Raw genomic sequence first — 19,482 nt, 5'->3', positions numbered from 1 at the left:
GGTCCCCCGGCGGACGGAGTGCGCGAGAGCGCCATCAGGCTGATGTGTGTGAAGGAGGAAAGACCAATGGCATTCAATAAAGGCGATAAAACAGACGCTTCCAAGATCAGAAGAGGCGGTATGCGTAGAAGAAAAAAAGTTTGTGTATTCTGCGGCGAGAAGAACGGCGAAATCGATTACAAAGATACAAATAAATTAAAGAGATACGTATCCGAGAGAGGAAAAATCCTTCCGAGACGTATCACTGGCAACTGTGCTAAACATCAGAGAGCTCTGACTGTAGCTATCAAGAGAGCAAGACATCTGTCCCTGATGCCGTATGTTTGCGAGTAATCCTTGTAAAATAAGGTTTTTTTAAGGGTAAAAGAAGATTTTTACTCAAATTTCACTCAATTATTGAGGATAAAAATGATTGGGATTCCATGTGAGAGATCATGTGGGATCCCTTTTTGTATAATAGGAAATTCCATGGAATTCCCTATTACACAAAAAGACAAATTTCAAAAATAAGTGCTTTACAAAGACGCTTTAGTATGCTAATATGGTAGCATATTAAAAAGCGAGACGGAAACCGGCAAAGGGAGAACGGCTTCCACTGTCTGAAAATGAGGAGGACACTAATTATGAAAAAGAGATTTGTGAGCGCAGCGCTGGCTGCAGTAATGGCACTTTCCATGACCGCATGTGGCAGCAGCAACAGCGCAGCAGAGACAACCGCAGCAGACATAGAGGCGGCTGAGAGCCAGGCAGAGGAAACCACCGCAGAAGAGGCGAAGACAACCGACGGCGGCACTCTGATTGTTGGCTTTGATCAGGATTTCCCGCCGATGGGATTTGTAGGCGATGACGGCGAGTACACCGGATTTGACCTGGAGCTGGCACAGGAAGTTGCAAAACGTCTGGGTCTGGAATATAAGGCACAGCCGATTGCCTGGGATTCTAAAGATATGGAGCTTGAGTCCGGCAATATCGACTGCATCTGGAATGGATTTACGATGACGGGTCGTGAGGATGATTACACCTGGACTGAGCCGTACATGGCAAACCAGCAGGTATTTGTCGTAGCCAATGATTCGGATATCAACAGCCAGGCGGATCTGGCAGGCAAGATCGTAGAGGTTCAGGCAGATTCTTCCGCAGAGGCAGCTTTAAAAGAGGCACCGGAACTGACCGCTACTTTCAAGGAGCTTCTGACAACCGCTGATTACAACACCGCATTCATGGATCTGGAGCAGGGCGCCGTTGATGCCATTGCGATGGACGTAATCGTAGCTGGCTATCAGATTCAGCAGAGAAACGCTGATTTCAAGATTCTGGACGATTCCCTTTCTGAGGAAGAATACGGCGTAGGCTTCAAGAAGGGCAACACCGAGTTAAGAGATAAAGTTCAGAGCACTCTGGAAGAGATGGCAGAGGATGGAACCTTACAGGAAGTTTCTGAGAAATGGTTTAGCAAGGACGTAACTACCGTCGGCAAATAGTAATTAATCGTTGATTGTAAAAACGAAACATTATTAAATAATAGGAATAGGGACGGCTGTGAATGATTTCATGGCAGTCCCCATTCGCGGTTTATGTGTTTAACTGTGAAGTCACAGCACATTCCGTTACCGGGCACGTATGCGTGAACAGTAACGAATCTACATTTTAGAAAGCAGGTATGGAATAATTATGGGTAAGATGACACTCCAGCAGATGATTACACAGCTTGCGGGTGGTATGGCAGTCAGCACACAGATTTTTGTGATCACACTGCTATTTTCACTTCCGTTAGGACTCGTGATCGCGTTCGGGCGTATGTCGAAGAACAAGCTGATCCAGACGATTGTAAAAGTATATATTTCGATTATGCGAGGCACGCCGCTGATGCTGCAACTCATGGTGGTGTATTTTGGACCGTATTATCTGTTCCGCATCAAAGTCGGCAGCAGTTACCGTCTGTGGGCTACCTTCATCGGTTTTGTCATTAACTATGCGGCATATTTTGCCGAGATTTACCGCAGCGGCATCCAGTCGATGCCGGTCGGACAGTATGAGGCAGCGGAGATTCTGGGTTATGGAAAGGCACAGACCTTCTTCAAGATCATCCTGCCGCAGGTAATCAAGCGGATTCTTCCGTCGGTGACGAATGAGGTCATCACGCTGGTAAAAGATACGTCTCTGGCGTTTACGTTGAGCGTGGCGGAGATGTTCTCAATCGCCAAGGCGCTGGCGGCATCCCAGACGAATATGATGCCGTTTGTGGCAGCAGCCGTCTTTTACTATATTTTCAATCTGGTTGTGGCGGTTGCAATGGAATGGATTGAGAAAAAGCTGGATTATTACCGATAGAAGCGGGAGGAATGTGGAAAATGAACCTGTTAGAATTAAATCATGTGGAAAAATCATTCGGCGATCTGTCGGTTTTAAAGGATATTTCACTGAGTGTGGGCGAGGGCGAGATCGTGTCCATCATCGGACCGTCCGGCTCGGGTAAATCGACGCTTCTGCGCTGCGCGACGATGCTGGAGACGATGGACCACGGCGAGATCGTATATTTAGGAAAGAGAGCAGCCTGGACGGGCGCGGATGGCAAGGTCAGCTATGCGGATAAGAAGGACATGAAGGAGATCCGCAGCCAGTACGGTCTGGTATTCCAGAATTTTAACCTGTTTCCGCACTATTCTGTGCTGAAAAATATCACAGACGCGCCGATCCATGTGCAGAAGCGCGACAAGGAGACGGTTTATAAAGAGGCGCGCGAGCTTCTGAAAAAAATGGGTCTGGAGGATAAGGAGGACTATTATCCGTACCAGCTCTCCGGCGGTCAGTGCCAGCGTGTGGCGATCGCCCGTGCATTGGCACTGAATCCGAAGATTCTGTTTTTCGACGAGCCGACCTCCGCACTAGATCCGGAGCTGACGGGAGAAGTATTGAAGGTTATTAAGTCGTTAGCGGATCTGCACATCGCGATGGTGATTGTTACCCATGAGATGGCGTTTGCGAAAGATATTTCCCACCGCGTGATCTTCATGGCAGACGGACTCATCGTCGAGGAGGGCGCGCCGGAGAAGGTGTTTGCTTCGGATAATGAGAGAACGAAGAGCTTTTTGGGACGGTATGGGAAGATTCTGTAAGAAATAATTAGGAAAATGGAAGATGGGCGTTGCTGGTTTTGGAGTGGAAAATCGGCGACGCCCGTTTTTTATGGGGAAGCATTTTATGGGGAAGCATATAAGTCTTATTTGCAATTTTACAGTAAATGTGATACGCTTTTATCAAGTATTCCGATTTGCGAGGCAGTAGATACCTTTCAAAAAGGAATGGAACAGAAATAATCGAGTGTTCCGGTGATGCTGGAAGTGGTGAAAAGCGATGCTGACGTTTGAGACGGGTCTTGAAGGAAAGGGGAGCGGTTCATGGAGATTCGTATACCCTTTTTGAGATGGATGGAGTCCGCGTCTGCGCGGGCTCTTTTTGATCCATTTGCTCTATAGAAAGGCGGGGCTGGAAAAAGTGGTGCCTGTGATGGAAGATTTTGCAGGACAGGATCGCAGCATGGTTTTTAGCGGAGATATTTGAAATGGTATCTGTTGTAGAGAAAAATTTGGACAGATAAACAGGAAGATATGAGGGAAAAACATGGAGACAGAATCAAGAGTTGCCGTGATCGGTATTGTGGTCGATCAGACGGGAGATACGGAAGAGTTGAATAAGGTGCTGCACCAGTACGGGCAGTATATCGTAGGGCGGATGGGGATTCCTTACCACAAACGGAACGTGAATATTATCAGCGTCGTGATTGACGCGCCGGGTGATGTGATCAGTGCGCTGTCCGGGAAGCTGGGGATGCTGCGGGGGATTTCTTCGAAGGCGCTGTATTCGAAGGCGCCGGAAGCACAGGAATGAAAACGAGGTGACGGAATGGCAGATTTTACACGCGCGGGGCTTCGACCGTCTGACTGGTGGCGGGAGGCGGTCCGTCCAGGCGCTGAACAGATAGAAACGATTACAGAATTAAAGAGATTGATTGACCGTCTGGAAGCGGGGGAGTCCCTGACGGAGGATGAGTGGGTCAGTCTGATCGAGGGACGTTCACCGGAGCTGGCGGACTACATCTTTGAAAAAGCGCGCTGCATCCGGGAAAGAGAGTACGGAAAAGCGGTGTATGTGCGGGGACTCATTGAGTGCAGCAATTATTGCAAAAACGACTGTCTTTATTGCGGCATCCGAAGGAGCAACCGAAATGCAAGCCGATACCGCCTGAGTCGGGAGGAGATTCTTTCCTGCTGTGAGAATGGTTATCAGCTGGGATTCCGCACCTTTGTTTTGCAGGGCGGTGAGGATCCGGCGATGACGGACGACTGGGTGATGGAGATGGTGCAGGCGATCCGGGCAGGATTTCCAGATTGTGCGATTACTTTGTCGCTCGGAGAAAAGAAGTATGATACGTTGAAACGCTGGAAAGAGGCAGGGGCGGACCGGTATCTGCTGCGCCATGAGACGGCGGACGCGTGCCATTACGCGAGCCTGCATCCGGCAGAGATGTCATTTGAACACCGGATGCAGTGCCTGCGTGATTTAAAGGCGCTTGGATATCAGACCGGATGCGGTTTTATGGTCGGTTCGCCGCACCAGACGGCGCGCTGTCTGGCGAGAGATATGCGTTTTATCGAAGAACTGGATCCGGAAATGGTGGGAATCGGTCCGTTTATTCCACAGCATGACACTCCGTTTGGCGGGGAGGCGGCGGGAACGTTGGAAGAGACATTGTTTCTTTTAGGGCTGCTTCGCCTGCTGAAGCCGAAAGTGCTGCTTCCGGCGACGACGGCGCTCGGAACGATTCACCCGATGGGGCGCGAACTGGGGATTCTGGCAGGCGGAAACGTCGTGATGCCGAACCTGTCTCCGGTCGGGGTGCGCGCCAAATATATGCTTTATGACAATAAAATCTGCACGGGAGACGAGGCGGCGGAGTGCGTCAGCTGCATGAAACGGCGCATGGAAAGCATCGGGTACAAGGTAGTCGTCGACCGGGGAGATTATAAGGGGTAAAAGCCTGCGATTTGGTTTGTTGGCATCGAAAGATGCTTACAGATAAATAAACTGACGGGGAAGGAGGCGATGGACGGCTGGTTATGCTGGCATTTTTGAAATTGAAAATGCCGGAGGAAAACATGGCAGCTATCATCCTGACCTGTAAGAAAAGGAGAAGAGACTATGAGTTACAATTACAACCCATCATCCAAAAAGGCAGAGGAATTTATCAACCATGAGGAAATTTTAGAGACTCTTTCCTATGCCGAGAAGAACAAAAACAATGTGGAACTGATCGATCAGATTCTGGCGAAGGCGCGGCTTCGAAAAGGGCTGAGCCACCGCGAGGCGGCAGTGCTTCTTGACTGCGAGATCCCGGAAAAGGTGGAGGAGATCTTTGAGCTGGCGCGCCAGATCAAGCAGGATTTCTACGGAAACCGGATCGTCATGTTTGCGCCGCTGTATCTGTCGAATTACTGCGTGAATGGCTGCGTGTACTGTCCATATCACATGAAAAACAAGCACATTGCCAGAAAGAAGCTGACGCAGGAGGAAATCCGCCGGGAGGTAATTGCGCTTCAGGATATGGGACATAAACGTCTGGCGCTGGAGACGGGCGAGGATCCGGTCAACAATCCGATTGAATATGTGCTGGACAGTATCAAGACAATTTACAGTATCAAGCATAAAAACGGGGCGATCCGCCGGGTCAATGTCAATATTGCGGCGACGACGGTGGAGAATTACCGGAAGCTGAAAGAGGCGGGAATCGGAACGTATATCCTGTTCCAGGAGACGTACCATAAGGAGAGCTATGAGCGCCTGCATCCGACGGGACCAAAGCACAATTACTGTTATCACACGGAGGCGATGGACCGCGCGATGGAGGGCGGTATCGACGATGTGGGAATCGGCGTTTTATTTGGTCTGGAGTTGTACCGGTATGAATTTGCAGGACTTTTGATGCACGCGGAACATCTGGAGGCAGTTTTTGGTGTTGGTCCGCACACCATCAGTGTGCCGCGCATCCGCCGGGCGGACGATATCGACCCATCGACCTTTGACAACGGTATCAGCGACGATATTTTTGAGAAGATCGTAGCCTGCATCCGGGTGGCAGTTCCGTACACGGGCATGATTATCTCAACGAGAGAGAGCAAAGCCTGTCGGGAGCGGGTGCTGCGGCTGGGCGTATCGCAGATCAGCGGCGGTTCCCGCACCAGTGTCGGCGGATATGCAGAGGAAGAGCCGGAGGAGGAAAATTCGGCGCAGTTCGATGTGAGCGACAACCGGACACTCGACCAGGTGGTCCGCTGGCTGATGGAATTAGGCTATATCCCAAGCTTCTGTACGGCGTGCTACCGGGAAGGACGGACGGGCGACCGCTTTATGAGCCTGTGCAAGAGCGGGCAGATTCAGAACTGTTGTCATCCGAATGCGCTGATGACGCTCAAGGAGTATCTGGAGGATTATGCGGCGCCGGGGACGAAAGAGATTGGAGAGAAGCTGATTCAGGCGGAGATCGGTTCGATTCCGAAAGAAAAAGTGCAGGAGATCGTGAGAAAAAATCTGGTTGAAATTGAAAAGGGGCAGCGGGATTTCAGGTTTTAACTAAATCAGGAGGATCAAAATGGGAATGAATGAGACGCCGTCCGGCGAGCGGGTACATATCGCGTTTTTTGGACGGAGAAATGCGGGAAAATCGAGTCTGGTCAATGCGGTGACCGGGCAGGAGCTGGCGATCGTGTCGGACATCCGGGGAACGACGACCGATCCGGTCTATAAATCGATGGAGCTTCTGCCGCTCGGTCCGGTGGTTATCATCGACACGCCTGGAATCGACGATGAGGGCGAGCTGGGCTTAAAGAGAGTTGGCAAGACTCGTCAAGTCTTAAATAAGGCGGATCTGGCAGTCCTGGTGGTGGATGCGGTGGAAGGAATCAGCAGCTGGGAAGAAGAGATGCTCCGGCTGTTTGAGAAGAAGGAAATCCCGTATCTGGTGGTTTACAATAAGATGGATTTGCTGACGGGAAAATCGGAACAGGAACCGGTTGTGGAACATACCGCCTATGTGAGTGCCCGGACGAGAGAAGGAATCCAGCAGTTAAAAGAGCAAATGGCACGTCTTACGTCACAGGAGACGGATGAAAAACGGCTGGTTGCTGATCTAGTAAAACCGTTTGATACGGTAATTCTGGTTGTTCCGATTGACAAGGCGGCGCCGAAGGGGCGGCTGATTCTGCCGCAGCAGCAGGTCATCCGGGATCTGCTGGACATCGGTGCGATGCCGTTTGTCTGCCGGGAAAGTGAACTTTCGGAGACGTTTGCAAAATTGAAAGAAGCTCCGGCATTGGTAATCACGGACAGCCAGGTATTTCCGCTGGTAGACCGGCTGACACCGCCGCAGGTGCGTCTGACTTCCTTTTCCATTTTGTTTGCGCGGTATAAGGGGGATCTGAAACAGGCAGCGGAGGGCGCCAAAGCGCTGGAAATGATACAGGACGGAGATCCGATTCTTATTTCTGAGGGCTGTACGCATCATCGCCAGTGCGGTGACATCGGCACGGAGAAGTTGCCGGACTGGATCCGCCAGTACACGGGAAAAGCGCCGGAGTTTCATTTTACATCGGGGACGGAATTTCCAGAGGATGTGTCCGGTTATAAGCTGATCGTTCATTGCGGCGGCTGTATGCTGAATGCGCGGGAGATGAAGAGCCGTCTTCGCAGCGCTGCCGATCAGGAGATCCCGATGACCAATTATGGGATTTTGATTGCCTATATGAAGGGAATTTTGAAACGGAGCATGGGGCACTGGAGCCGATCAGGTAGGAAATTTTTAATGGATTTTTGCGCGTGGCTGTGAAGATACTGAACAGTTACGAAACTTAGAAATAAAGGCTGACAAAGCTGCTGGACGATGGGAATGCCTGTCGGACAGCAGCTTTGTTTCATAGGAAATTCCCTATTACACAAAAAGGCACTAACGTGCCAATGATGCGCACTCGTGCGAAGATGTAGGTTGTCGCAAGCGACCGCGCGAGACGCCCGGATGTGCCAAGGCACATTTTTTTTGCTGCCATGAGTCTGGAAAATAGCTGGAGAATATCTGGAAAAATGCAGTTTTTTTGGATTTAGCAGATGCCAGAATGTAAACTATATCAATTTGTCATGTTGACATTTAAAAATCAACGGTTTATAATAGCGAAAGTTAGCTAAATGAGAAAAATGGGATATTTTTGAATTTGACCGAAGGATAACTAGAGAAAAAGTGTTTTGATTTTGATAAGGAGTAGAAGATATGAGTTTACAACTGGCAGAAGATATTATAAAAGGACGCCGTCTGAAACGGGGCGAGGATTTAAGCTTTTTATTGAGTGAGGATCTGGATGAGCTCTGTGCGGGGGCTGATAAAATCCGAAAGGAGCTCTGCGGCAACCATGTGGATCTGTGTTCTATCATTAATGGACGAAGCGGACGCTGCGGCGAGGACTGCAAGTTTTGCGCGCAGTCAGCCTGTCATCATGCGAAGGTGGAAGAATATCCATTTCTGGAGCCAGAGGAGATTCTGGAGGACTGCAAGCGTCATGAGGCGAAGAAGGTACATCGTTACTCCATCGTGACGGCGGGACGTGCGCTGACGGGAGCGGAGATGGAGAAGGCGCTTCGGGCATACCGCGCTATGAAGAAGGAATGTAAGGTAGAGCTCTGCGCCTCCCACGGACTTCTGTCACAGGAAGATTTCAACCGCCTGAAAGAGGCGGGCGTGGGACGGTATCATGCTAATATTGAGACTTCCCGGAGAAATTTCCCGAATATCTGTACCACACATACATTTGAGGACAAGCTGGAGGTCATCCGGCGTGCGCAGGCGGCAGGACTTTCCGTTTGTTCCGGCGGTATCATCGGCATGGGAGAAACCTGGGAAGACCGGATCGACATGGCAATCACGCTGAGCGAGCTTGGAATCAAGTCAATTCCGCTCAATATCCTGCGTCCGATTCCGGGCACGCCGCTGGAACATCAGGCAGCGCTTTCGGAGGATGAGATCCTGCGGACGATTGCTATTTTCCGCTATATCAATCCGACTGCGATGGTCCGTTTGGCAGCAGGACGAAATTCAATGGAACATTCCGGCGAACGGGCATTCCGCTCCGGCGCGAATGCAGCCATCACCGGAGATATGCTGACAACCTCCGGAAACCGCATCAGCGAGGACCAGGAGATGCTGGCGGCGATGGGTTTCACATTATAAAAAAGGAGCATTCATATCATGAGTAAAATACTTTCTGCAGAAGCGGAGCACAGACCTTACTTTACAACTAAACGGATGGCGCTGATTGGCGTGATGACGGCGGTAACCTGTATTCTGGGACCGCTCTCGATTCCGCTTCCATTCAGCCCGGTTCCGATTTCCTTTACAAATCTTGCTATTTATCTGGCGGCATATGTGCTGGGAATGAAAGCTTGCACGATCAGTTACCTGATTTATATGCTGCTTGGCATGGTGGGCATTCCGGTATTTTCCGGATTTACGGCAGGAGTCGGTAAACTGGCAGGACCGACCGGCGGCTATCTCGTCGGATTTATCCTGATGGCGCTGATTGTTGGATTTTTCGTAGATCATTTTCCGGGCAAAGTAGCCCTGCATATCGTAGGCATGGTATTGGGACTGGCAATTTGCTATATTTTCGGAACGGTATGGCTGGCAGGTCAGCTTAACATGACCTTTGTAGCCGGACTGGGTGTGGGCGTTATCCCGTATCTGCCGGGCGATGCAGTCAAAATCATTTTCACAGCTTTGATCGGACCGAAGCTGCGCCGGGAAATTTACCGGTTAGGAGACTAAAAAGCGTTTGGCTGTAAAAACGACAGTTTAGATAAAATGATAATTTAAAATGAAGGCCAGATGGTGAAAGTGGAATACATAAAACGCTTTCACCCATCTTTTTTGTGAATGAAACGAAGAAGTTAGTTGAAATTTTATAGAAAGTAAGAAGAAAAGAGAAAAATAAAAGCAAAAGAAAACAGAAATAATTACATATATGGAATAAGATGCAGAAAAATAAGAAGGATATGCGACTAAACTTGAACAATTTTGAGGCATATGTTATACTAAAGACAGAAAAAGAGGGAGTCCCCGGAGGAACAGGGAGGAGGCAGTTGTATGGAGAAAAAGATTATCACTATCAGTCGTGAATATGGAAGCGGAGGTCGTCAGATTGGTCTGACAGCCGCTAAAAAACTGGGAATGGAATTTTATGATAAGGAATTGATCGATGCTGCTGCGAAGGAGATCGGTTTTCCAGCGGAAATTATTGCGGATCGTGAGCAGCGCTTGACAAATAGCCTGCTTTACAATTTCGCGATGGGAACTTTGTATGGACTTTCCTATCCGAAGGAGCCGAAGCTCAGTGAACTGCCATTGACAGAGCAGATCTATGTGGCGCAGAAGAAGGCGATCGAGGAGGCGGCAAAGCGCGGAAGCTGCGTATTCATCGGCAGATGTGCTGATTATATTCTGAAAAGCCGTCCGGATGTACTGCGTGTCTTTGTTTATGCGGATCGTGATATCCGGCTTCGCCGCGCGATTGATGAGTACGGGGATCTGGAAGAGCATATTGATGAATTTATGCACCAGACCGACAAACGCCGCCGGATCTACTATGAAAACTATACGAATCAGCGCTGGGGCGACAGAGAAAACTATGATCTGATGCTGAACAGTGGAGATTTGGGAATTGAGAGGTGCGTGGAGTTGATTTGCCAGGCGGTGAAGTAAAAGAAGAGTGGCATTTATAGTTTCATGCAGTCGATATGAGGATATCTAAGATAACAGATGCAAAGAAGATGATTGAAATTTTTTGTAGTTATGTTATCTATATATAAAGGATCTCACCGATAGACGGTTGGACCCTTAAATGATAAGTTAAAAATAACCGCTCAAGTTTGCAGGACCGGGGCGGTTATTTTTGTGTCTTATTACTAGCTCGACCAACTTTATAGCCGAGACTAAAGCATATAAAGCATTTTGTAAAAGATATACGAGCGCAGGTTACTGGGCACGTATGCGTGCACAATAACTAGCACGGCGGCTCTGGTTTGTCAATGGGGGATTGTCTGGACGAATCCCCCTCACTATGCTATAATAAGGGGCATCAAGTCATTTTGGTTGCTTTATCGTTACTGCTCATGGCAGGTGTTTTGAAAATCGGCACATGGACAGCAACATTTTATGCACGGGAGAATGAGATGAAGGAAAATATGAAAATACGGGGTCAGCTGCGGACGTATCTGCAGTGGCCGATTATACTGTCAGTCTTCCTGTTGGCGGCAAATCTGGCAGTTGGGATTGTGAGCCCGGCTGCCGGTCTTGTGATGTCCGGATTTACGGTTATGTATGTGCTGGTGGCACTCTGGCTGTTCATGTACCGGAGAAAACGTCTGATGGGCGGATTGGTGGAGTTTTCGGCAGAGTATGCGTGGGTGCAGAAACAGCTCCTCTATGAAATGGCGGTGCCGTATGCCATTGCGGACACAGAGGGACATTTCCTCTGGTTGAACCACTCCTTTTCGGAGATCGTCGGGGAAGATAAAAACTGCCGTAAGAATATCGCAGCGGTCTTTCCGGAATTGACGCGGGAATTTTTGGATGAGATGGACGAAAAAACGAGCGTTCATTCTTCGTTTGACGGCAGATTTTACCGGATCGATATCCAGCAGGTGGCGCTGAGCGAGACGGAAGGTATGAAGCTCGGTGCGGTGGACGAGGATAGCGGCGAGATGCTTTTAGTGCTCTATCTCTGCGATGAGACGGAGATCCTGCGCTGCAAGCAGCAGATCAACAACCAGCGTCTGGTGGCGGGACTTATCTATCTCGACAACTACGATGAGGCGCTGGAGAGTGTCGAGGAGGTACGCCGTTCCCTGCTGGTTGCCCTGATTGACCGGAAAATTACGAAGTATTTCACAGCGATGGAAGGTATCGTCAAGAAGCTGGAAAATGACAAGTACCTGTTTGTGATCAAGCAGCAGTACACGAAAGAGATTCAGGAGAGCCGCTTTTCGATTCTGGAGGATGTCAAGACGGTTAATATCGGAAATGATATGGCTGTCACGCTGAGTATCGGCATGGGTATGAACGGCGACAGCTACATCCGCAACTATGAGTATGCGAGAACGGCGATTGATATGGCGCTGGGACGCGGCGGCGATCAGGCGGTCGTCAAGGATGGCACGAAGATCCGCTACTACGGCGGCAAATCGCAGCAGCTGGAAAAAACGACCCGCGTCAAGGCACGTGTCAAAGCGCATGCGATGCGCGAGCTGATGGATACGAAGGATAAGATGCTGATCATGGGGCACAAGATCGGCGATACGGACTCTTTTGGCGCGGCGATTGGTATCTGGCGGATTGCGACCTCTTTTAATAAAAAGGCGCGGATCGTCATCAATGGGGTCAATTCTTCCGTGAAACCGATGATGGCGCGGTTTGAAAACAGCTCTGATTACCCGGAGGATCTGTTCTTAACCGGCGAGGAAGCGGCGGAGTGGGCGGATTCCAACACGATGTTAGTTGTGGTTGATGTCAACCGCCCGAGTATCACGGAGGCACCGGAACTGCTCAAGCAGATCAAAACCATCGTGGTGCTCGACCATCACCGCCAGAGCAGCGAGATCATCGACAATGCGGTGTTATCTTATGTCGAGCCGTATGCGTCTTCGGCGTGTGAGATGGTAGCCGAGGTATTGCAGTATATCGGCGACGACGGCATCAAGATCAAGCCGGCGGAGGCGGATGCGATGTACGCCGGTATCGTGATTGACACAAACAATTTCATGAACCAGGCAGGCGTCCGCACCTTTGAGGCGGCGGCGTTCCTGCGTAGAAACGGCGCGGATGTCGTGCGTGTGAGAAAGCTGTTCCGCGACCGGCTGGAGGACTACCGGGCGAGAGCTGAGGCGATCCAGAAAGCAGAGATTTATCACGGCGCATTTGCGATTTCCGTGTGTCCGTCCGAAGGACTTGAAAGTCCTACCGTGGTTGGTGCACAGGCGGCAAATGAGCTGCTGGATATTGTAGGCATCAAGGCGTCATTTATCCTGACGCAGATGGGCGACACGATCTATTTCAGCGCGCGTTCGATCGATGAGATCAACGTGCAGATTATCATGGAGCGCTTGGGCGGCGGCGGACACCGCACGATTGCGGGTGCACAGCTTAAGGGTGCGACGATCGATGAAGCTAGAGAGAAATTAAAAGATCTCATTACGGATATGATGGAGAAAGGAGAAATATAACGATGGAAGTTGTATTATTAGAGGATGTAAAGGCACTTGGCAAAAAAGGTCAGATTGTAAAGGTAAGCGACGGCTATGGACGCAACTTTATTCTGACAAAGAAACTGGGAATCGAGGCAACACCGAAGAACTTAAATGATCTGAAGCTGCAGAAGGCAAATGAGGCGAAGATCGCGGCAGAGCACCTGGCAGCAGCGAAGGATCTGGCAAAACATCTGGAGGATAAGTCCATCACCCTGTCCATCAAGGCAGGCGAGGGCGGAAAAGCATTCGGCTCTGTTTCTTCCAAGGAGATTGCAAAGGCGATCAAAGATCAGTTAAATCTGGATATTGACAAGAAGAAACTGGTTCTGCCGGAGCCGATTAAGACCTTTGGCACACACGAAGTTCCGATCAAGCTTCACAAAGAAGTAACCGGAAAACTGGCAGTAAAGGTTGTAGAAGCTTAATATGGAGGACTGAATCATGGATGAAGCCCTGATAAAGCGGGTTCTCCCGCACAGTGTAGAGGCGGAACAGTCAGTCATCGGATCCATGCTTATGGATCGGGAAGCAATTATCGCGGCGTCTGAGATTATCACAGGCGCCGATTTTTACCAGCACCAGTACGGCGTCATGTTTGAGTCGATGGTCGAGCTTTTCAATGAAGGAAAGCCGGTCGATCTGGTGACGCTTCAAAATCGGCTGCGCGAAAAAGATGTTCCGCCGGAGGTCAGCAGCCTGGACTTTGTCCGGGATATCATGACATCTGTGCCGACCTCGGTCAATGTCAAATCGTATGCCAATATCGTGCGGGAAAAGGCAGTCCTGCGCCGTTTGATAAAAGTGAATGAGGAGATTGAAAACCTCTGTTACGGCGGAAGGGACAAGCTGGAGGATATTCTGGCGCACACGGAGAAATCGGTGTTTGACCTGCTTCAGAGCCGCGGAGGCGGAGAGTTTGTGCCGATCCGCCAGGTGGCGTTGAATGTTCTGGAAAAGATTGAGGCGGCGTCGAAGAGCAACAGCACCGTCACGGGTATTCCGACCGGATTTATCGATCTGGATTACCGGACGTCGGGATTCCAGCCGTCCGATTTTATTTTGATTGCGGCGCGTCCTTCGATGGGTAAGACGGCGTTTGTTCTGAATGTCGTCGAGCATGTGGCGGTCAAAAAAGGGCTTCCGTGCATGGTATTCAGCCTGGAAATGTCGAAGGAACAGCTGGTCAACCGTATGCTGTCGATGGAGTCGAATGTCGATTCCCAGAAGCTGCGTACCGGTACGCTGACGGATTCCGACTGGGATGCCGTCGTGGAAGGCATCGGTACGATCGGAAGTTCCAAGCTGATCATCGATGATACGCCGGGTATCTCGATCTCGGAGCTGCGCTCGAAATGCCGCAAGGTGAAGCTGGAGTACGGTTTAAGCCTTGTCATTATCGACTATTTACAGCTGATGAGCGGCAGCGGAAAGAGCGGAGAGAACCGCCAGCAGGAGATTTCGGAGATTTCCCGTTCACTAAAGGCGCTGGCGCGAGAGCTGAATGCGCCGGTTATCTCCCTGTCGCAGCTTTCCCGTGCCTGCGAGACACGTCCGGACCATCGCCCGATGCTTTCGGATCTGCGTGAGTCTGGTGCGATTGAGCAGGATGCCGATGTGGTTATGTTTTTGTACCGTGATGATTATTACAACAAGGATACGGATACGCCGAATATCGCGGAGGTAATCATTGCCAAACAGCGTAATGGTCCGATAGGAACGGTGCAGCTGATGTGGAGACCGGAGCTGACGAAGTTTGCGAATTTGGCGAAATAGGGTCGCTGGGGGACGGGACTGGAGAAAAGGAATGGAAGATGCTTGAATTAATACAGAAATCAGATGTGGCGGATTTAGATACAGTTCGCCATTTTTATCGCGCGTTAGCGGGAACGGAGTTCTGCGCGTGGACGGATGCCTATCCGGGGGAGCCGGAGCTGCAGTCGGATGTTTCAAGAAATTCGCTGTTCTGCATCCGGGATGATGCGTCAGGAGAGATCGCGGGGGTGGTTTCGATCGATGATGATCCGGAGGTAGAGTCAATTCCGTGCTGGTCAAAGGAGCTGCAGCCGTCGGCGGAGATTTCCAGACTGGGTGTGGCGGAGAAGTATCAGAACCGCGGGATCGCGCGGGAGCTTCTGGCAGGTGCGATGGAGGAGCTTAAAAAGCGCGGCTGCAGGAGCGCCCATATGCTGGTGGCAAAGGACAACGTGAAAGCACTGCGTTCGTACCAGAAGCTGACATTTGTAAAGGTTGGCGAGTATGTGCTGCAGGGGCATGATTACTGGTGCTTTGAGAAGAAGCTATAGAATGGAGAGGGGAAATTTAATCCCCTCTTTTTATTTATGTCATTCATTCGCCTTCTACCGTCAGCGAGATGGCATTTAGCTACGATATGGTAATCGTTCCGATCGATGGAGAAGGAGTTCCGGAACTGGTTTTTTATGTAAATGCTATTCATATTTAGTTTGAACCCCGCATATAGTAGTAGTAAGGTACCGGGGAGGACAAGCAGAATGAATAAGAACAAGCATTACCTGATTTCGGATGCTTCCAGACAGGTGCAGGTGGAGGCTCACGTGCTCCGGTACTGGGAGGACGAGCTGGGGCTTCCGATTCCGAGAAATGAACTGGGGCATCGGTACTATACGGAGTTCATATCCAGCTGTTCCGTCAGATCAAGCAGTTGAAGGAACAGGGGTACCAGTTGAAAGCCATACGGGGAATCCTCGGAAAAGTGGAAGAAAATCAGAAAACAGAACCGGAAGCGCTTTTGGAAGCGCAGGCACAGGCGGTTTTCCGGGAAACGGGAACAGGAGAGCGTAACATGAGCAGGCAGGAAAATATGGAAATGAAAAAAAATACAGAGGTAGAAAACAAGGAAACAGAACTGCCGCAGGCAGAGGTTTCCCAGCCTCTGGCGGGGGAGAAAATGCGCCAGTTTCAGGAGATCATGAACCAGGTCATCGGGCGCGCGATCGAGGAAAACAGTGAAAAACTGAGCCAGGATGTTAGCTATCTGGTGCATGATAAATTGATGAAGGAGCTGGAATACCTGATGCGGGTCTCTGATGAGCGGGAGGAAGAGCGCTTCAAGCGCCTCGACGAGGTCATCCGCGCGTATCAGCGGGAAAACCAGGGGCGAGCGGAAGCAGCAGCGGCTGCGCCAGGGCGGTTTCCATTTTTCCGGTCCCGTGTAAAGAAAAAGAAATTTGGACGGAATGGGAATAAGATGTGATAAGTTCTGCAAAAGGGCATAAAAAAACCTGTCGGAAACGACAGGCTTTTTTATGTAGATATTTCGTTTTTGTTTGTGTTTAATTAGCCCTGCTCGATAGCGCCGGTCGGACATACGCCTGCACATGTACCGCAGTCGATGCAGCTGTTAGCGTCGATATCGTATTTGCCATCTCCCTGAGAGATTGCTCCAACTGGACATTCGCCAGCACAGGAACCACAACTTACACAAGAATCAGTAATTACAAATGCCATGATAAAATCCTCCTTTTATATTTATGCGTTTGGCTATATTCTATACTAAAAATGCGAAATATTCAAGGAGAAATTGATGGTTTTCATGTTCTAAAATAAAAGCAATGGAAAAAACCGATTTTTCTGGAAGTCAGTATTCCTACAGGGTCGAGAGCGTTGAGAGCGCGTGCTCCCGGACGATCGTCTCATAATGCTCCTCATAGTATGCCTCAAATGCATTCGGGGCAGCGGCAGTCTTTAATGGTTCGCTGTACTCGGACAGGAGATTGCACAGGCGGTTGAATGCGTCGGTGCTGTCGGCTGTCTGGCGGACAACAAGGTAGTAACGACCATCGGACGGGTGTTTATAAAGCGTGTTCGGTGTTTCGCAGACTGGAGCTGCGATGCGCGCTGCCCGGCAGACCTCGTCGAGGGAGCCGAAAGTAAAAATACGCGCTGCCGGCAGTTTGGAACCTGGCTCTGCATTTTCAGTGGAAGGCGCGTCCGAACCGGTCAGCGGGCTTGCGGCGGTATTTTTGCCATTGTCAGTAAATAGGCTTAAAAGCCCGTCCGCGCCCTCTAAAAGCTCGTTGGCAAGCGCTGTCAGAGGCTCGTCCTCGTTTCCCGGGGAAAAGCGTGAAAAGCGGGTGTCCAGCTCTTCCGGGTCCTCGATCTTGGTAATGATCAGCATGATGCTCTCACTGGAGAGCGGAATTGCTTCCACCATCAGAGGAATATCGTCCGCCTCGAAGCCGACTTCATTCGATGCCTTCTGGATCATTTCATGGAACAGTTTTTTCGCCTTTTCCGTGCCATAGGCGAGTTCGCCCAGATTTAAGTTGCGGGCGCTCAGATCGCTGCTTGTCAGGGTGCAGCGGATCTGGTTTTCGTTGATGCGTTCTATTTTCATGGATTTTCACTTCCTTGTCTTTTGGGTGGTTAAGATACCGAATGCTTCGTGCTTCGCACTTCCGCAATTTTGCAAGACATTCGTAAGCCGCTCATTTTTCTGCGGAAAAAGGCTGCTTACTCATGTTTTGGACTTTGGAACCTTGGTATTCATCATACTATATAATATAATCACTTGGCAATTTGAATATGAAAAAAAAGCATAAAATCTTTCTAAAAACGGTTGCGGGAACCGAGGGGATCGTATACAATGAATCTTGAGAGGTGGTATAGACCGAAAGGAGGCGCGGTACGGAAGCAGCCGTTCTATTTGGAAAATACCAGCTGGAACGTGTGATCGGACGCGGTCGGAGCGGAACTGTTTTTTTAGCCAGGCATCTGGGGCTTGATGAAGAGAGAGCGATTAAGCGTGTCAGGCGGACAGAGAGCGGTTTCATTCAGGAAGCAGCGCTTTTGAAGCGGCTGCGCCATCCGGGAATCCCGATCATCTACGATCTGGAAATTGACGAAAATTATTATTATCTCATCGAGGAATATCTGTGCGGTGAGTCGTTGTATGCCCGAATTGAGAGAACGGGCAGTCTGCAAACGGGAGAGCTTATCCGTCTGGGAATTGAGCTTTGCCGGATCATGAATTATCTGCATTCATTCAAACCAAATCCAATCTTATATTTAGATCTCCACCCCGGGAATCTTCTAATCTGCCGGGAACAATTAAAATTGATTGATTTTGATCAGGCGGCATTGGCGTCTTTGAGCCAGGAACGATCTGTTTGCTATGGAACAAAAGGCTTTGCAGCCCCCGAACAGTACGAGGGAGGGACTCTGGATGAGAGGACCGACATCTATGCCATTGGCGCCCTCCTGTACTATATGGGGACAGGGCATGCCCCAGAGGGGGAGATAAAAGCAGGACAGGGAAGCTGTCGGGGAGATCTGTACATTCTTATGGGGCGATGTCTCAGAATAGAGAAAAAAGAGCGCTGCCAGAGTGTCCGTGAAGTGTTAGAGGCATTGGAAAAACTGGAGGCGCGCATATTTGCAGAACGTCATATACCACTTCTCAGGATTGCCGCAGCAGGCAGCCGGAGCGGAATCGGGGTTACACATACCGCACTTGGCGCGGTCCGATATCTGCGGCAGAAAGGAGTTTCCTGCCTTTACAGGGAGCAGAATGACACGGGGGCAGTCCGCAGGCTGGCATCCTGGTATGGGCTGGCGCCGGATGAACATGGAATTTATTACATGGACGGTCTGGCGTTGAAACCTAGATACAGCGATGTGGTGCAGCTGGAACAGCCGGTGTTTGAAGTGATTTTAGATGACTGCGGAACCGAGCTCCAGACGGTTCTGGAGGGGGAGTATGATTTGATTCTTTTCGTCTGTGGATTGCAGCCGTGGGAGAAAGAAGATTCTCTGCGGGCGATCCGGTTTCTGGGAGCAGAAGAGGGACTCCAGATTTTATTAAATCACAGAAAATGCGGGCGGGATTATCTTCCGGAGGAGGTCCGGCATCTTAGGTATCTGCGGCTTCCGTTTTTAACCCCGCCGTTCGATGCAGGCGGAAGGCGGGGGCAGGAAAATGAGGCAGCGGAGGAGACAGAATTTTTTGAAAGGATTTTCCGGGAGGCAGCTCTCAAAAAAGGACGGGGGACCAGACAGGCAGCAAAAGAAGGGGGACTCTGGCGGAACATCCGGCGAAGGTGGGAGCGCTTTATGGGTGGATTCCCGTGGCAGTGGAAATAGGAGGAAATACAGATTAGAATCGGA

20 protein-coding genes are annotated in these 19,482 nt (G+C 50.2%); 18 read left to right on the top strand and 2 right to left on the bottom strand.

What is annotated here, in order from left to right:
• The first annotated feature begins 66 nt into the window (after positions 1 to 66).
• The 17 genes from rpsR (at position 67) to DWX76_RS03890 (ending at position 16,570) form a co-directional block, all read left to right on the top strand.
• Complete coding sequence (rpsR, locus tag DWX76_RS03965; protein ID WP_022358893.1) at positions 67 to 333, top strand: 30S ribosomal protein S18; 267 nt, start codon at positions 67 to 69, stop codon at positions 331 to 333.
• 290 nt (positions 334 to 623) lie between these two features.
• Complete coding sequence (locus DWX76_RS03960) at positions 624 to 1,481, top strand: amino acid ABC transporter substrate-binding protein (RefSeq protein WP_118570148.1); 858 nt, start codon at positions 624 to 626, stop codon at positions 1,479 to 1,481.
• 199 nt (positions 1,482 to 1,680) lie between these two features.
• Positions 1,681 to 2,331: an amino acid ABC transporter permease gene (locus DWX76_RS03955; RefSeq protein WP_333489850.1), complete on the top strand. Its 651-nt coding sequence runs from the start codon at positions 1,681 to 1,683 to the stop codon at positions 2,329 to 2,331.
• Between the two features lie 20 nt (positions 2,332 to 2,351).
• Positions 2,352 to 3,116, top strand: coding sequence for an amino acid ABC transporter ATP-binding protein (locus DWX76_RS03950; RefSeq protein WP_118293961.1), 765 nt, complete (start codon positions 2,352 to 2,354; stop codon positions 3,114 to 3,116).
• A 505-nt stretch (positions 3,117 to 3,621) separates the two neighbouring features.
• Positions 3,622 to 3,888 carry a TM1266 family iron-only hydrogenase system putative regulator gene (locus tag DWX76_RS03945; protein WP_022358889.1) on the top strand — a complete coding sequence of 89 codons (267 nt, stop codon included), beginning with the start codon at positions 3,622 to 3,624 and terminating at the stop codon, positions 3,886 to 3,888.
• Between the two features lie 90 nt (positions 3,889 to 3,978).
• A complete protein-coding gene (gene hydE / locus DWX76_RS03940) occupies positions 3,979 to 5,034 on the top strand; it encodes a [FeFe] hydrogenase H-cluster radical SAM maturase HydE (RefSeq protein WP_243022444.1) in 1,056 nt (351 codons plus the stop codon).
• 165 nt (positions 5,035 to 5,199) lie between these two features.
• The gene (gene hydG, locus DWX76_RS03935; RefSeq protein WP_117796747.1) at positions 5,200 to 6,627 is read left to right on the top strand and encodes a [FeFe] hydrogenase H-cluster radical SAM maturase HydG; all 1,428 of its coding nucleotides are present in this window, start codon (positions 5,200 to 5,202) and stop codon (positions 6,625 to 6,627) included.
• A 19-nt stretch (positions 6,628 to 6,646) separates the two neighbouring features.
• Positions 6,647 to 7,879, top strand: a complete 1,233-nt coding sequence (hydF, locus tag DWX76_RS03930; protein WP_118570147.1) for a [FeFe] hydrogenase H-cluster maturation GTPase HydF — start codon at positions 6,647 to 6,649, stop codon at positions 7,877 to 7,879.
• 435 nt (positions 7,880 to 8,314) lie between these two features.
• Positions 8,315 to 9,268, top strand: coding sequence for a biotin synthase BioB (gene bioB / locus DWX76_RS03925; protein WP_118472511.1), 954 nt, complete (start codon positions 8,315 to 8,317; stop codon positions 9,266 to 9,268).
• An 18-nt stretch (positions 9,269 to 9,286) separates the two neighbouring features.
• On the top strand, positions 9,287 to 9,862 hold the full coding sequence (locus tag DWX76_RS03920) for a biotin transporter BioY (RefSeq protein ID WP_107001806.1): 576 nt from the start codon (positions 9,287 to 9,289) through the stop codon (positions 9,860 to 9,862).
• A gap of 318 nt (positions 9,863 to 10,180) precedes the next feature.
• On the top strand, positions 10,181 to 10,795 hold the full coding sequence (locus DWX76_RS03915) for an AAA family ATPase (protein ID WP_117796743.1): 615 nt from the start codon (positions 10,181 to 10,183) through the stop codon (positions 10,793 to 10,795).
• 470 nt (positions 10,796 to 11,265) lie between these two features.
• On the top strand, positions 11,266 to 13,314 hold the full coding sequence (locus tag DWX76_RS03910; RefSeq protein ID WP_118538622.1) for a DHH family phosphoesterase: 2,049 nt from the start codon (positions 11,266 to 11,268) through the stop codon (positions 13,312 to 13,314).
• Between the two features lie 2 nt (positions 13,315 to 13,316).
• Positions 13,317 to 13,763 (top strand): 50S ribosomal protein L9, encoded by a 447-nt coding sequence (gene rplI / locus DWX76_RS03905; protein ID WP_022358874.1) that lies wholly within the window; start codon positions 13,317 to 13,319, stop codon positions 13,761 to 13,763.
• Positions 13,764 to 13,779: 16 nt separating this feature from the next.
• A complete protein-coding gene (dnaB, locus tag DWX76_RS03900; RefSeq protein ID WP_022358873.1) occupies positions 13,780 to 15,111 on the top strand; it encodes a replicative DNA helicase in 1,332 nt (443 codons plus the stop codon).
• Positions 15,112 to 15,149: 38 nt separating this feature from the next.
• Entirely contained in the window at positions 15,150 to 15,641 is a 492-nt protein-coding gene (locus DWX76_RS03895; protein WP_118472513.1) for a GNAT family N-acetyltransferase, read from the top strand.
• 207 nt (positions 15,642 to 15,848) lie between these two features.
• On the top strand, positions 15,849 to 16,022 hold the full coding sequence (locus DWX76_RS14855) for a MerR family transcriptional regulator (protein WP_412693980.1): 174 nt from the start codon (positions 15,849 to 15,851) through the stop codon (positions 16,020 to 16,022).
• A gap of 17 nt (positions 16,023 to 16,039) precedes the next feature.
• On the top strand, positions 16,040 to 16,570 hold the full coding sequence (locus tag DWX76_RS03890; RefSeq protein ID WP_412693979.1) for a hypothetical protein: 531 nt from the start codon (positions 16,040 to 16,042) through the stop codon (positions 16,568 to 16,570).
• 83 nt (positions 16,571 to 16,653) lie between these two features.
• Here the strand turns inward: DWX76_RS03890 and DWX76_RS03885 are convergent, their stop codons facing one another.
• Both DWX76_RS03885 and DWX76_RS03880 read right to left on the bottom strand, forming a co-directional pair.
• Positions 16,654 to 16,824 (bottom strand): DUF362 domain-containing protein, encoded by a 171-nt coding sequence (locus tag DWX76_RS03885; RefSeq protein WP_107001811.1) that lies wholly within the window; start codon positions 16,822 to 16,824, stop codon positions 16,654 to 16,656.
• Between the two features lie 139 nt (positions 16,825 to 16,963).
• On the bottom strand, positions 16,964 to 17,713 hold the full coding sequence (locus DWX76_RS03880; protein WP_107001812.1) for an adaptor protein MecA: 750 nt from the start codon (positions 17,711 to 17,713) through the stop codon (positions 16,964 to 16,966).
• Between the two features lie 323 nt (positions 17,714 to 18,036).
• Here DWX76_RS03880 and DWX76_RS03875 point away from each other — a divergent pair, with 323 nt between their 5' ends.
• Positions 18,037 to 19,458: a serine/threonine protein kinase gene (locus DWX76_RS03875; RefSeq protein WP_118472514.1), complete on the top strand. Its 1,422-nt coding sequence runs from the start codon at positions 18,037 to 18,039 to the stop codon at positions 19,456 to 19,458.
• The last annotated feature ends 24 nt before the right edge of the window (positions 19,459 to 19,482 follow it).

This window comes from Clostridium sp. AF21-20LB (assembly GCF_003478795.1).
GTDB classification, from domain to species: domain Bacteria; phylum Bacillota; class Clostridia; order Lachnospirales; family Lachnospiraceae; genus Otoolea; species Otoolea fessa.
This window is presented reverse-complemented; position numbering and strand designations above follow the sequence as displayed.